General features: G+C 43.4%; 16 protein-coding genes. 15 read left to right on the forward strand and 1 reads right to left on the reverse strand.

Annotation, left to right across the window (positions count from 1 at the left end; genetic code table 11):
* The first annotated feature begins 1 nt into the window (after position 1).
* The 3 genes from fabG (at position 2) to rnc (ending at position 2,016) form a co-directional block, all read left to right on the forward strand.
* Positions 2-742 (forward strand): 3-oxoacyl-[acyl-carrier-protein] reductase, encoded by a 741-nt coding sequence (gene fabG, locus V1497_RS08100; RefSeq protein ID WP_349410464.1) that lies wholly within the window; start codon positions 2-4, stop codon positions 740-742.
* 197 nt (positions 743-939) lie between these two features.
* Positions 940-1,173, forward strand: coding sequence for an acyl carrier protein (gene acpP, locus V1497_RS08105; RefSeq protein WP_349410465.1), 234 nt, complete (start codon positions 940-942; stop codon positions 1,171-1,173).
* Positions 1,174-1,248: 75 nt separating this feature from the next.
* Entirely contained in the window at positions 1,249-2,016 is a 768-nt protein-coding gene (rnc, locus tag V1497_RS08110) for a ribonuclease III (protein WP_414703610.1), read from the forward strand.
* Positions 2,017-2,142: 126 nt separating this feature from the next.
* Here rnc and V1497_RS08115 read toward each other — a convergent pair whose 3' ends face one another.
* Positions 2,143-2,373: a DUF1128 domain-containing protein gene (locus V1497_RS08115; protein ID WP_349410466.1), complete on the reverse strand. Its 231-nt coding sequence runs from the start codon at positions 2,371-2,373 to the stop codon at positions 2,143-2,145.
* Between the two features lie 202 nt (positions 2,374-2,575).
* Here V1497_RS08115 and smc point away from each other — a divergent pair, with 202 nt between their 5' ends.
* The 12 genes from smc to V1497_RS08175 all read left to right on the forward strand — a co-directional run bounded on the left by smc (position 2,576) and on the right by V1497_RS08175 (position 14,133).
* On the forward strand, positions 2,576-6,142 hold the full coding sequence (gene smc, locus V1497_RS08120; RefSeq protein ID WP_349410467.1) for a chromosome segregation protein SMC: 3,567 nt from the start codon (positions 2,576-2,578) through the stop codon (positions 6,140-6,142).
* A gap of 16 nt (positions 6,143-6,158) precedes the next feature.
* The gene (gene ftsY, locus V1497_RS08125; RefSeq protein ID WP_349410468.1) at positions 6,159-7,157 is read left to right on the forward strand and encodes a signal recognition particle-docking protein FtsY; all 999 of its coding nucleotides are present in this window, start codon (positions 6,159-6,161) and stop codon (positions 7,155-7,157) included.
* A gap of 209 nt (positions 7,158-7,366) precedes the next feature.
* Entirely contained in the window at positions 7,367-7,696 is a 330-nt protein-coding gene (locus tag V1497_RS08130; RefSeq protein ID WP_349410469.1) for a putative DNA-binding protein, read from the forward strand.
* A gap of 13 nt (positions 7,697-7,709) precedes the next feature.
* Positions 7,710-9,062 carry a signal recognition particle protein gene (gene ffh, locus V1497_RS08135; RefSeq protein ID WP_349410470.1) on the forward strand — a complete coding sequence of 451 codons (1,353 nt, stop codon included), beginning with the start codon at positions 7,710-7,712 and terminating at the stop codon, positions 9,060-9,062.
* Between the two features lie 72 nt (positions 9,063-9,134).
* On the forward strand, positions 9,135-9,407 hold the full coding sequence (rpsP, locus tag V1497_RS08140; protein ID WP_349410471.1) for a 30S ribosomal protein S16: 273 nt from the start codon (positions 9,135-9,137) through the stop codon (positions 9,405-9,407).
* 16 nt (positions 9,408-9,423) lie between these two features.
* Complete coding sequence (locus V1497_RS08145) at positions 9,424-9,651, forward strand: KH domain-containing protein (protein ID WP_349410472.1); 228 nt, start codon at positions 9,424-9,426, stop codon at positions 9,649-9,651.
* A gap of 229 nt (positions 9,652-9,880) precedes the next feature.
* Positions 9,881-10,402 carry a ribosome maturation factor RimM gene (gene rimM / locus V1497_RS08150; protein WP_349410473.1) on the forward strand — a complete coding sequence of 174 codons (522 nt, stop codon included), beginning with the start codon at positions 9,881-9,883 and terminating at the stop codon, positions 10,400-10,402.
* Positions 10,399-11,139, forward strand: a complete 741-nt coding sequence (trmD, locus tag V1497_RS08155; protein WP_349410474.1) for a tRNA (guanosine(37)-N1)-methyltransferase TrmD — start codon at positions 10,399-10,401, stop codon at positions 11,137-11,139. Before rimM ends, trmD begins: the two co-directional genes overlap by 4 nt.
* A gap of 147 nt (positions 11,140-11,286) precedes the next feature.
* On the forward strand, positions 11,287-11,634 hold the full coding sequence (gene rplS, locus V1497_RS08160) for a 50S ribosomal protein L19 (protein WP_349410475.1): 348 nt from the start codon (positions 11,287-11,289) through the stop codon (positions 11,632-11,634).
* A gap of 183 nt (positions 11,635-11,817) precedes the next feature.
* Complete coding sequence (gene lepB / locus V1497_RS08165; protein ID WP_349410476.1) at positions 11,818-12,369, forward strand: signal peptidase I; 552 nt, start codon at positions 11,818-11,820, stop codon at positions 12,367-12,369.
* 9 nt (positions 12,370-12,378) lie between these two features.
* Positions 12,379-13,230: a ribosome biogenesis GTPase YlqF gene (ylqF, locus tag V1497_RS08170; RefSeq protein ID WP_349410477.1), complete on the forward strand. Its 852-nt coding sequence runs from the start codon at positions 12,379-12,381 to the stop codon at positions 13,228-13,230.
* 102 nt (positions 13,231-13,332) lie between these two features.
* Positions 13,333-14,133, forward strand: a complete 801-nt coding sequence (locus V1497_RS08175; protein ID WP_349410478.1) for a ribonuclease HII — start codon at positions 13,333-13,335, stop codon at positions 14,131-14,133.
* Positions 14,134-14,161 lie beyond the last annotated feature (28 nt).

The raw sequence follows: 14,161 nt of genomic DNA on the forward strand, positions 1-14,161 counted from the left end.
AATGCTTACTGGTAAAACTGCCTTAGTAACAGGGGCTTCAAGAGGAATCGGTCGTGCAATCGCACTTGAACTGGCCCGTCAAGGGGCTTCAGTCGCCGTCAATTACTCAGGAAGTGAAGAGAAAGCCCGAAAAGTTGTCGAAGAAATCCAGGAGAACGGAGGAAAGGCATTCGCGATCCAATCGGATGTAGCTAGCATGGACTCTGTGACTTCAATGATAAAAGAAGTCATATCTACGTTCGGCTCACTGGATATTCTTGTAAACAACGCAGGTATCACTCGTGATAATCTGTTGATGAGGATGAAAGAAGAAGAATGGGACGCGGTAATCAACACGAATCTGAAGGGTGTCTTCAATTGCACCAAAGCCGTGACTCGTCAAATGATGAAGCAGCGTTCTGGACGCATCATCAATATCGCTTCTATTGTAGGTGTATCGGGTAATCCAGGTCAGGCAAACTATGTTGCTGCAAAAGCAGGCGTAATCGGACTCACGAAATCGACAGCCAAAGAATTATCAAGTCGAGGAATCACCGTCAACGCTGTTGCACCAGGCTTCATTGAAACCGATATGACTGACGCACTTGAAGGTGACGTAAAAGATGAAATGCTGAAGCAAATTCCTCTATCAAGACTTGGACGACCTGAGGATATCGCAGCAGCCGTTAGATTCCTTGCTAGTGATGAGGCGAGTTATATTACGGGGCAGACTCTACACGTCGACGGCGGCATGGTGATGTAACTTAATATGAGGTTTAAAAAGTATCCGATGATAAACGTCGAATTTCATCGTTACTTTTCTTAAAAGCTATTTAATTATTTATTGTTGATTTCAAAGGAAACAATATGACTATTCAACAAAACCTAAAAGATTAAAACAATCACAATTTACGAAGTGGTGTACATCTCGTATAATGATTTGAGAGGAGGTGAACGGACATGGCAGACGTTCAAGAGCGTATTACGAAAATCATCGTTGACCGTTTAGGGGTTGATGAGGAAGAAGTGAAGCTTGAATCTTTTTTTAAAGAAGATCTAGGTGCAGACTCTCTAGATGTTGTTGAGCTTGTTATGGAGCTTGAAGATGAATTCGACATGGAGATTTCTGACGAAGATGCAGAAAAAATTGCTACTGTTGGCGATGTAGTAAATTACATAAACAGCCATCAATAGTTTGTCGGGGTTGACCCTTACCGGTCAGCCCTTTATCTAATTAATGAACAATTGAAAGGGATTATGGAGGTCACTATGTCCAACCGTACATCATCAAAGAGATATTCACGAACAAAACGTAGACCTTTTACAAAGGAAGAATTGACATTACGGTTCGATTCTTTCCAAAAGGAATTGGGAATACGATTCAATAATGAAAAGTTGCTTTTTCAAGCTTTTACTCATTCATCGTATGTGAATGAGCATCGAAAACGTCCGAGTGACGATAATGAACGCCTCGAATTTTTAGGAGACGCAGTATTGGAATTGACGATTTCACAATACTTGTACAAGAAATATCACAACATGTCCGAAGGTGAATTGACAAAATTACGTGCAGCCGTCGTTTGTGAACCATCTCTTGTGACATTTGCACATCAATTGAAATTCGGAGATCTTGTATTATTGGGCAAAGGTGAAGAAAATACCGGAGGTCGCACACGACCAGCATTACTTGCCGACGTATTTGAAGCCTTCATCGGTGCTCTGTATCTTGATCAAGGGCTTGAAGTCGTTGAACAATTCCTTGTCAAATACGTATATCCTAAAATTAATGAAGGTGCTTTTTCCCATGTGATGGATTTCAAAAGTCAATTGCAGGAATTCATCCAGCGTGAAAACCAAGGAACATTGGATTATCGGATTGTTCAGGAAACTGGTCCGGCTCACAATCGTGAGTTTACATCTGAAGTATATTTAGGAGCACAACGTCTAGGTGTTGGACATGGACGTTCAAAAAAGGAAGCTGAGCAGCAAGCAGCTCGTGAAGGACTGCAAAAGCTGAACGAACAAAAGAATGGATGAAAAAGGGTTGCCCCCGAAGAGCTGTTCTAGATTACTAGAACAAGCATCTCGGCAAGGCAACCCCTTTTTATACTTTGGCTCTAAAAAGCTTCAGGCGGACGCTTTTTTATTTACCAGACCCTATCCTTATTTGCTGTTTTTACGTAACTCACTCAGTTCTTGAATGATACCTTCTGTTTCACTCACGCTGAAATGGTCTTTTTTCATGACGAACTCATATAGATCCTTCAATTCTTCGTACTGATTGACGTCGAAATCTTCCGGTCGCATCACACCTGTATTGACAACTTGCATTTGTTTTTGCATTTGTTCGAGCATGTAAGCCATGTTTTCGTGACTTTTAACACTTAAATTCACCGAACCATCCTTTCTTCTAATCCATGATCATTTTCATTGTAGCATGAATGGACGAGGTTGCGGAAATTGTCATCAGTTCTTCTTCAGCCTCTCTCTTTATGGTAAACTATATGAGTATGTGTTCTGGAAGAAAAGCGACTTTTTTCAGCTGTTCGATTCAGAATGCATCTTTTTGTTTGAAATTAATGAAGGGGGATTCACCATGTTCCTCAAAAGACTGGATGTCGTTGGGTTCAAGTCATTTGCTGAACGGATCGGCATCGAATTTGTCCCGGGTGTTACAGCTGTCGTCGGACCGAACGGTAGTGGAAAAAGTAATATATCAGATGCCGTTCGTTGGGTGCTTGGCGAGCAATCAGCAAAATCACTCCGAGGAGCGAAGATGGAGGACATCATCTTTGCAGGGAGTGACACACGGAAACCGTTGAATGTAGCCGAAGTGACATTAACATTGGATAACGAGGACCAACATATTCCAATTGAATATAATGAAATCAGTATTACCAGGAGAGTGTACAGGTCAGGTGACAGTGAATACCTGATCAATAAACAACAATGCAGGCTAAAAGACATCATCGATTTGTTCATGGATTCTGGTTTGGGCAGAGAGGCCTATTCGATTATTGGACAAGGGAAAGTCGAAGAAGTGCTTAGCAGTAAGCCTGAAGACCGACGGAGAATTTTTGAAGAAGCGGCTGGTGTCCTGAAATACAAGACGAGAAAGATAAAAGCCCAGCAAAAGCTCAAGGAAACAGAAGAAAACCTGAACAGGGTCGAAGATATCCTTTATGAGCTCGAAGATCAAGTCGAACCTTTGAAAATGCAAGCATCTATTGCAAGGGATTACTTGGATAAGAAGAGTGAACTTGAAGTCATTGAATCAGCCCTGATCGTCCATGAGATCGAAGACCTACATAAGAAGTGGGAAGCAAAGTCAGAAGAAATCGAACGTCTGAAAAATGAAGAAAAGAAAATCGAGGCTGACCTGCAAGAAAAGGAATCTACCATTGAAAAGGTGAGAGATGAGCTTTCTGCATTAGATGAGTCGATTGATGAGCTTCAGGATGTCCTCTTGAATGTGAGTGAAGAGCTCGAAAAGCATGAAGGTAAACGTGAAGTCATGCGGGAGCGGAAGAAGAATTACCATCAAAATAAAGAACAGCTGACTAAAAACATAGCTCAGTATAAAGAGAAGAAAAAGTATGTTGAAGAGCAGTTGACTAAGGAACAAGCCTTGCTTGATGAATACGGAAAGAGTTTGCAACAGCTCAAGTCGCAATTGAAAAAAGAAGAAGAACAGCTTGAACTGATGGATCGTAACATTGAGGAAGAGCTAGAACAATTGAAAAGTGACTATTTCGATTGTCTCAATGAACAAACGTCGATAAAGAATGAAATCCGTTATTTAACCGAACAGTTGGACCAGCAGTCCAATAAATCAAGTAAGCTTGATGAACGGAATGAACAATATCTTCAGGAGCGGAAAAGGGTTGCTGAAAAGAAGGAAGAACTTACAAATCGACTGAAAGAAGTCCAAAAAAACCTTCAAGTTCAGATGGAAGGGTTCATGAAGCAAAAGAAGAAGATTGAGCATGAAGAAAAAGCCTTGTCTGAACAGGAATCAAAGCTTTATAAAGCCTATCAGTTCATACAACAGTTCCGTTCAAAAAAAGAGATGCTTGAAGAGATGCAAGAGGATTACAGTGGGTTCTTCCATGGCGTCCGTGAAATTTTGAAGGAGCGGGGTAAACGCCTCGAGGGCATAGAAGGTGCTGTTGCTGAACTTATTACGGTATCGAAAGAACATGAAACCGCAATGGAAACAGCACTTGGTGGCGCAGCCCAGAACATCGTGGTCCATACGGAGGAAAATGCTCGGACCGCGATTGCATTCCTTAAACAAAAACGTCTTGGTAGAGCGACCTTCTTACCGATGTCCGTCATTAAGGGTCGTAAATTACCGTATCAAGAGGAAGAGAAAATCTCGTCCCATCCATCCTTTATCGGTGTTGCTTCCAATCTTGTCAGCTTTGAGGAAAAGCATCGCAACATTCTTGAGAACCTATTAGGTAATGTCATCATCGCCAAAGACCTGGAAGGGGCTAATGCGCTCGCGAGAATGCTGAAGCACCGTTTCCGGATCGTCACGATTGAAGGCGATGTCGTTAATCCTGGCGGGTCCATGTCTGGTGGAAGTAATAAACAGAAGAACAGTCCACTCTTATCCCGGCAGCGAGAATTGGAGACCATTACTGAAAAACTTTCTTCCATGGAGGTTCAGACTGAGCAGCTTGAAACCGATGTGAAGAATCGGAAAAAGGAATTCCAAGCGCACAAAGAGCATTTGGATGATCTCAGAGGGAAGGGTGAGCAGTTAAGGCTCCAGGAGCAACAGCTTAAAGGTGAGCTTCGTGAAATCGAACTGGAAAGCAAGAATATCGATGAACACCTTTCCTTATATGATCGAGAAAAGGGTTCTTATGTATCCGAGCGTAAAGGGACGGAGGAAAGGATTTCGAATCTTAAAGAGTCGTTACGTTCCTCTGAAATAAAGGCGAAAGAGCTGGAATCTGAAGTAGATCGTTTAACAAACCAGAAGAATAATCAACAAACGACGAAGGAAGAGCTAAAAGAGGCGATCACTTCCTTGAAAGTCCAGCAAGCACAAGCGGAAGAGCAATATGCTCATTCCAGGAATACAGTCCAGCGACTGGAACAAGATTTGAAAGAGACAACGAAGCTCTTGAATGAAGCTGAAGAAGAATTCTGGTTGTTGGAAGAGGCTGTCAATACAAGTACAGCTGATGAAGAAGCGCTTGATGAACAGATCATCCAGCATCGTAAGGATAAGGATGCAACGATCCGTCTTATCAGTGACAGACGAAAAGAACGGGTCACCAGGCAGGAAGAAACTGAAAAGCATGAACTTGAATTGAAAGAGATGAAGCGCATCCATACGCAAATGACCGATGGAATCCATCAAGAAGAGGTACGGATGAATCGATTGGATGTCGAACTAGAAAACCGCCTGACTCATCTGAGTGAGGAATATCATCTGACTTATGAGCGAGCGAAAGATAAATATACATTGACGATGGAGCCGGAAGAAGCAAGGACGAAAGTGAAGCTGATTAAGCGCGCGATTGATGAACTCGGAACGGTCAATCTAGGGGCGATCGACGAGTATGAGCGTGTATCTGAACGCTATGATTTCCTTACAAACCAGCGTGATGATCTGAATGAAGCAAAGACGACACTTTACGGAGTAATTTCAGAAATGGATGAAGAGATGACCAAGCGATTCAAGGAATCATTCTTCCAGATCCGCGGTCATTTCAAAACGATTTTCAGTGAATTGTTCGGAGGTGGACGAGCAGACCTCGAGCTGACCGATCCGGAAGACCTGTTGAATACGGGAGTGAATATCCTTGCTCAACCTCCAGGGAAGAAATTGCAGCACCTGGCTTTACTTTCAGGAGGGGAACGGGCTCTTACGGCAATCGCTTTACTATTTGGAATCCTGAAAGTACGTCCTGTACCATTCTGTATTCTTGATGAGGTGGAGGCCGCACTGGATGAAGCGAACGTTAGCCGATTTGCGAAGTTCTTACGGGATTATAGTCAGGAAACACAGTTCATCGTCGTTACCCACCGGAAAGGGACGATGGAAGAAGCGGATGTACTCTACGGGGTAACCATGCAAGAGTCTGGCGTCTCCAACCTCGTTTCTGTCAAATTGGAAGAAACGAAAGAATTAGTTACCACGTGACATTAGGAGGATTGTTATGAGTTTTTTTAAACGGATGAAGGAAAAATTCACGACTCAAAGTGAATCAGTTACAGAGAAATTCAAGGAAGGTCTATCTAAGACGAGGAATTCCTTTTCCAATCGTGTTAATGAACTAATCAAAAACTATCGGACAGTCGACGAAGAGTTCTTCGAAGAACTTGAAGAGATTCTGATTGAAGCTGATGTAGGTGTCACGACTGTAATGGATTTGATTGATGAACTGAAGGATGAAGCAAAACGTCAAAATATAAAAGATACAGAAAAGCTTCAAGTCGTCATTTCAGAGAAACTCGCTGAATTCTTGCAAAAGGAAGACGATAACGTAGCATTGAATGTTAAAGAAGGGGAATTGACGGTCATTTTGTTTGTCGGTGTGAATGGGGTAGGAAAGACGACTTCCATCGGGAAACTGGCACATAAATTGAAGCAAGAAGGTAAGTCGGTCATGATGGCAGCAGGAGATACGTTCCGTGCAGGCGCAATCGATCAATTGCAAGTGTGGGGAGACCGTGTCGGCGTCGATGTGGTCAAGCATAGCGAAGGCTCCGATCCTGCCGCTGTCGTGTACGATGCCGTCAAATCTGCTAAATCCCGCGGCGTCGACGTGCTCTTATGTGATACGGCAGGACGTCTACAGAATAAAGTCAATCTGATGAATGAATTGGAAAAAATCAAACGTGTCATCGGTCGGGAAATTCCTGGTGCACCACATGAAGTCTTGCTCGTAGTCGATGCAACCACTGGTCAAAACGCCATGAGCCAGGCTAAGACATTCAGTCAGGCGACGGATGTGACAGGACTTGTGTTGACGAAGCTTGATGGAACCGCTAAAGGAGGAATTGTCCTGGCAATCCGGCATGAACTGGATTTGCCGGTCAAATTCGTAGGTTTGGGTGAGAAAGTGGAGGATCTCTATGAATTCGACCCTGACCAATTCGTATATGGCCTGTTTTCCAACGTCTTATACGAAGACCCCGAAGAGGATAGTCAATAGGTAGCCGGACAGGCTGATCCATATGGGTCAGCCTGTTATTGTGTCTTTATCCAGTGCCTGACACTGAAACGGAACCATTGATCCATCTGATGTCTCAAGAAGTGTCTGACACCACAAAATCGATGTTAAGAAAAAAACTTGACAAAGGTTTCTATGGGGTGTAGTATGATTAGACGTAAAGGCATTTCGCTTAACAAGGGGTGGAAAGAGTGCTGGAGAAAACGACACGGATCAATTTTTTGTTTGATTTCTATCATGCGCTTTTGACTCCAAAACAGCGGAATTACATGGCGCTTTACTATCTTGATGATTTCTCCCTCGGAGAGATTGCCGAGCAATATGAAGTAAGTCGTCAAGCTGTCTACGACAACATTAAACGAACAGAATCAATGCTCGAAGAATACGAGGATAAGCTGGGGCTTCTCGAAAAATATCACAGACGCCAGCAACTGTTGACCTCATTACGTCAGCAGATTGAAGCTGAGAAGGATAAGAACAATTTCCTTGATACGATCAAGCGTATCGAGGATTTGGATTAGGAGGCGGCATACTATGGCATTTGAAGGTTTAGCCGACCGACTTCAACAGACACTTCAGAAAGTCCGCGGTAAAGGGAAAGTCACCGAAGCGGACGTTAAAGTCATGATGCGAGAAGTTCGACTGGCGTTATTGGAAGCTGACGTTAACTTTAAAGTCGTAAAGCAATTTATCGCAAAGGTCAAAGAGCGAGCAATAGGTCAGGAAGTTCTTGAAAGCTTGACCCCGGGTCAACAAGTCGTCAAAGTGGTCAATGAAGAGTTGACAGAATTGATGGGCGGGGAACAGAGCAAGATTGCGACTTCAAACCGTCCTCCGACTGTCATCATGATGGTCGGTTTACAAGGTGCCGGTAAGACGACCACTACTGGAAAGCTTGCCAATCATCTGCGTAAGAAGCACAACCGTAATCCTTTACTGGTTGCGGCCGATGTGTACCGACCAGCAGCGATCAACCAGCTGCAAACACTTGGAAAACAGCTCGGAATGCCGGTTTTTGACCTTGGCACTGATACCAGCCCGGTTGAAATTGCCAAGCAAGGAATCGCAAAAGCGAAAGAAGAGCACCACGATTACGTGATTATCGATACAGCCGGACGTCTACACATTGATGAAGGACTGATGGACGAGTTATCACAAATCAAGGAGCTTTCTAAGCCGGATGAAATCCTGCTTGTCGTGGATGCGATGACAGGTCAAGATGCGGTGAATGTTGCGCAAAGCTTCCACGAACAGCTCGGGCTGACGGGAGTCGTATTGACGAAGTTGGATGGAGATACACGTGGTGGTGCCGCGTTATCAATCAAATCCGTCACCAATACCCCGATTAAATTCATCGGTATGGGCGAAAAGCTGGATGCGCTTGAACCATTCCATCCTGAAAGAATGGCTTCACGCATACTAGGAATGGGCGATGTCCTATCGCTGATTGAAAAAGCCCAAACGAACGTCGATGAGAAGAAAGCCAAAGAGCTGGAAGAGAAAATGCGGACGATGAGCTTTACCTTTGAAGATTTTCTCGAGCAGCTCACCCAAGTAAGAAGCATGGGACCACTTGATGAACTGCTTGGAATGCTGCCTGGCGCTGGACAGATGAAGCAACTGAAAAACGTCAAGGTAGACGAGAAACAGCTTAATCACGTTGAAGCGATCATCAAATCGATGACGAAAGGTGAAAAGCTTCAGCCTGAAATCATTAACGCAAGTCGGAAGAAACGTATCGCGAAAGGGAGCGGTCGTTCAGTCCAAGAGGTCAATCGCCTCTTGAAGCAATTTGAGGACATGAAGAAAATGATGAAACAAATGTCCAATATGCAAAAAGGTAAGAAAAAAGGCGGAATGGGCAATTTCAAATTCCCATTCAAATAACCATGTTTTGAACGGTAATCCATACCGTGAAAATATCAAACTCAAAAAAACTATTTCTAGGAGGAATTATAGATGGCAGTAAAAATTCGTTTAAAGCGTATGGGAGCAAAAAAATCTCCATTTTATCGTTTGGTGGTAGCAGACTCACGTTCACCTCGTGATGGACGTTTCATCGAGGAAATTGGTTACTACAACCCAATTGCAAACCCGATCGATGTGAAAATCGACGAAGAAAAGGCACTTGAGTGGATGCTTAAAGGTGCGAAGCCTTCTGACACTGTCCGTAACCTGTTCTCCAATGCAGGTCTTATGGAAAAGCTGCACAATGCAAAAAACCAAAAATAAGTAAGGTGTGACGATAATGGAAGAGTTAATCGAAACAATCGTTAAAGCTCTTGTCGATCACCCAGAAGATGTACGCATTGAAGAAGTCAAGACTGATCAATCCATCACCTACCAGCTCACTGTCCATAGTGAAGACATGGGGAAAGTGATAGGCAAACAAGGGCGTATTGCAAAAGCGATCCGTACAGTCATCAATGCTGCAGGCACGAATGAAAACAAAAAGATAAATCTTGAAATCGTCTAAGAGGTGGGGGAAACCCCGCCTTTTCTTTCATCTGCGTGAAAAAATCACAGGCCTCGTCACGGAAACATACGGTTGTGGAGCAGTCTCGGGGCTTTAACGAAGGGTCTCGCAACTTCCGCTATACCTTTTTATAGAGACCGTCCATTCTGAAACGGGTTTAAGGAAATTCCGCATAGGTTATACTCATTTTTATCAAGATAGTAGAAAAAACAATAATGGGGGTACAAAGATGAGTGAGTGGTTGAATGTTGGTAAGATTGTGAACACACATGGCATAAAGGGAGAAGTTCGTGTCATTACACGTTCAGATTTTGCGGATGAAAGGTACAAAGCAGGTTCAGAGCTCTATCTTTTCCATCCTCAAAAAGCCGAGCCGGTTCAACTCACCGTTCGTTCCCATCGGAAACATAAACAATTCGACCTGATCGCCTTTGAAGGATACCCAAATATCAATGATGTTGGACCATTGAGAGATGGTGTCCTGAAAGTGAAAAAGGACGAATTGGAAGAACTGCCGGAAGGTGAATTTTATTATTATGAAATCATCGGATGTGACGTTTATGACCAACAAGGTCATGAAATCGGCAAAGTAAAAGAAATTCTCTCTCCAGGGGCGAATGATGTATGGGTCGTCCAATCGAAAGAGGACAAGAAAGAATTCCTCATTCCCTATATCGAGCAAGTCGTGAAAGAAGTGGACCCGGAGAATAAGCGGATTGTCATTGAACCTATGGAAGGATTACTCGAATGAAAATAGATATTCTAACCCTCTTTCCAGAAATGTTTACCGGAGTTTTGAACAGTTCGATCTTGAAAAAAGCCCAGGACAAAGGCGCTGTCGAATATCGGGTAACCGATTTCCGTGATTTTGCAGAAAATAAACACCGTAAAGTCGATGATTACCCATACGGTGGTGGCGCAGGAATGGTGTTGACCCCGCAGCCATTATTCGATGCGGTAGAAGCTCTCAAGGGCGATACGAAACACGAAAGGCGTCGGGTCATCTTGATGTGCCCCCAGGGTGAACGACTTACCCAAAGAAAGCTCGAAGAACTATCAGAAGAGGATCATTTGATCTTCCTCTGTGGACATTATGAAGGGTATGACGAGAGAATCAGAGAGCACCTTGTAACCGATGAAATTTCGATAGGTGATTATGTACTGACAGGGGGAGAGCTTGCGTCGATGGTCGTCATCGATGGTGTGACACGTCTGCTTCCTGAGGTATTAGGAAATGAAGAGTCGGCGAAACAGGATTCCCACTCTTCAGGTTTGTTGGAACATCCCCACTATACCCGTCCGGCTGATTTTCGAGGTATGAAAGTTCCAGATGTCCTTTTATCGGGAGATCATGCCAAAATCGAGAAATGGCGTCAAAGGCAATCTCTTAAACGCACCTATGAACGCAGGCCGGATTTGATTGAATTTGAGAATCTCTCGACAGAGGAACAGCGATTTTTGAAATCTAGTAAAGAAGATGAGGAATAGGGAGCATAAAATCTTCTGAACATATTGCCTCATAGGCGTCAGTATGCTATGATATTCTTTGTGGCTAATGTCACTTGATTACGATGTTCCGCTGTTATGATGGAAAAGGCATAAACAAGAGCATTTGTAAGGAAGGAGGAATACCCGATGCAACAACTACTTAATGATATTACAAAAGAGCAGTTAAAAACGGACTTGCCTGATTTCCGTGCTGGTGATACTGTGCGTGTTGACGTGAAAGTTGTCGAAGGTACACGTGAGCGTATCCAGGTATTCGAAGGTGTAGTCATCAAGCGTCGTGGATCTGGCATCAGTGAAACTTTCACTGTACGTAAGATTTCTTACGGTGTTGGAGTTGAGCGTACTTTCCCTGTACACTCTCCAAAGATTGCTAAGATTGACGTTGTACGTCACGGTAAGGTACGTCGTGCGAAGCTTTACTATCTACGTGCTCTACGTGGAAAAGCTGCGCGTATCAAAGAAATCCGCAGATAATAACGACAACCATTATGCTAAAAGGAGCTTGGAGACAAGCTCCTTTTTCATACCTTTTAATCAAGGAGTGTTATCGTTTCGACCAGCGCTTCTCCTTCTTAGTGATCCTTAGGATTTCTATTGCTTGGTTGATAGAAGTAATAGTAGTATAGAAGTGGAAAATGAGAAAAATGAGGTGGAGAAATGGCAAAGGGGAAGAGCGAATCTTGGGAATGGGTCAAAGCCCTGGTCATCGCTTTAGCAGTTGCTGCCGGTATCCGGTATTTTTTATTTGCACCAATTGTTGTGGATGGAGAATCAATGATGCCGACGCTTCATAATGGTGATCGAATGATCGTAAATAAAGTGAGCTATGATATAGGAAAGCCTGAGCGGTTCGATATCATCGTCTTCAATGCACCTGAAGGAAAAGATTACATAAAGAGGATAATTGGTTTACCAGGGGATACAATTGAGTATAGGGACGACACATTATTCGTTAATGACCAAGAAGTACCTGAACCATACTTGAACGAATATAAACGTTCGATGCCAGAGGGTAATTTAACATATGATTTTCAATTGAATGAAAAGATCGGTCGGAAAACTGTACCTGAAGGACACGTTTTCGTCTTAGGGGACAATCGACAACATAGTAAAGACAGCCGAAACATTGGGGCAATTCCGATGGACACGATCATCGGGAAAGCAAATGTGATCTTCTGGCCTGTCGATCATTTCAACGTAATAAAGTAGGTGAATGAAATGCAAATTCAATGGTTCCCGGGGCATATGGCGAAAGCCAGGAGACAGATAACTGAAAAGCTGAAGATGATCGATGTCGTATTTGAGCTTGTCGATGCCCGAATTCCTTTGTCTTCACGGAACCCGATGATTGATGACATCGTTGGGAACAAGCCAAGATTAGTCCTGTTGAATAAATCAGATATGGCTGATCCAGCAGTGACAAAACAATGGCAGGATTATTTTGCAGAGAAGGATATAAGAACGGTTACAGTCAACTCCAAAACTGGACAAGGGCTGAACAGGATCTCTGAAGTTGCAAGGGATCTAGTCAAAGAGAAATTCGATAAAATGATTGAAAAAGGAGTCAAACCGAGGGCTGTCAGAGCCTTGATCCTTGGTATTCCTAACGTAGGAAAATCGACTCTCATCAATCGATTGGCAAATAAGAAAATCGCGAAGACGGGTGACCGACCAGGGATAACACAACGTCAGCAATGGATTAAAGTTGGAAAAGAATTGGAGCTTTTGGATACACCCGGAATATTGTGGCCGAAATTCGAAGACCAAACGACAGGCTATCGACTTGCGGTAACGGGGGCCATTAAAGATGAAATCCTTGATTTCGGTGACATTGCTTTCTTTGCGATCCAATATATGAAAGAAGCCTATCCAGACCGACTGATTGAACGCTACAAATTGGAGGATGTATCAGCTCCACCTCTCGAGGTTTTCGAAGAAATAGGAAAGAAGAGAGGTTGTCTCTTAAAAGGCGGAGAGATCGACTATGAAAAAGCAGCTGAAATCATCTTGAGGGATATCCGTTCTGAAAAGCTCGGTCCTCTATCATTTGAACGACCGTCTGATTTTTAGATCGTGAACGTAGACCTTGTTATTCAAACTGACAAGGTCTATTTTTCTATACCGGTTGAAGAGCATGAACCAAAGAATACAACAGAATTATAAGGAGTAATCATGAAGGATAAATCAATCAACGAAATCCGAACCCTCCTCAATCAACATGAAGGTGAGCTGACCAGAAATCAAAAGATCGAGCTTGAGCAGGATCCTCGGAAAGGTGTACAAGCACTATGGAAACAATGGTGCAAACGGAAAGAGCAAGAATCATTGAAGCATGAACGATACATAGAAATGTCAAAGCACGAGCAAGCATGTATTTCTAAAGGGTATAGGTATATTGCAGGGGTGGATGAAGTTGGACGGGGGCCACTTGCAGGCCCAGTTGTAGCCAGTGCCGTCATCCTTCCTGAAGATTTCCAGATCATTGGGCTGGATGATTCGAAAAAGCTGAATGAAAAGACGAGAGAAGAGCTGTATGAACAAATACATGCTCAGGCGATTTCAATCGGAATCGGAATGAAATCAGCCGAAGAAATTGACCGGATCAACATTTATGAAGCAAGTAAGGCTGCGATGATGGAAGCGATAGAAGATTTGACTGTTCGTCCTGAATACCTTTTGATCGATGCAATGAAACTACCATTGACGATTCCACAGGAAAGTATCATCAAAGGGGATGCAAAGAGCAATTCGATCGCAGCCGCATCCATCATTGCGAAAGTGACACGCGATCGATATATGCAAGATCTTGATAAGAAATATCCTCACTATTCCTTCAACTCGAATGTCGGTTACGGAACCTCCCAGCACCTTGAAGCATTGAGGATACACGGGATCACTGAGGAGCACAGGAAGTCATTCGCTCCGGTTTCTGAAATCAGTGGCAAACAATTGACAATCTTTGACGATAAATAATGTAGAGAACAGAATCATGAAGAAGGCG

Source organism: Pseudalkalibacillus sp. SCS-8 (assembly GCF_040126055.1).
GTDB lineage: Bacteria > Bacillota > Bacilli > Bacillales > Fictibacillaceae > Pseudalkalibacillus > Pseudalkalibacillus nanhaiensis.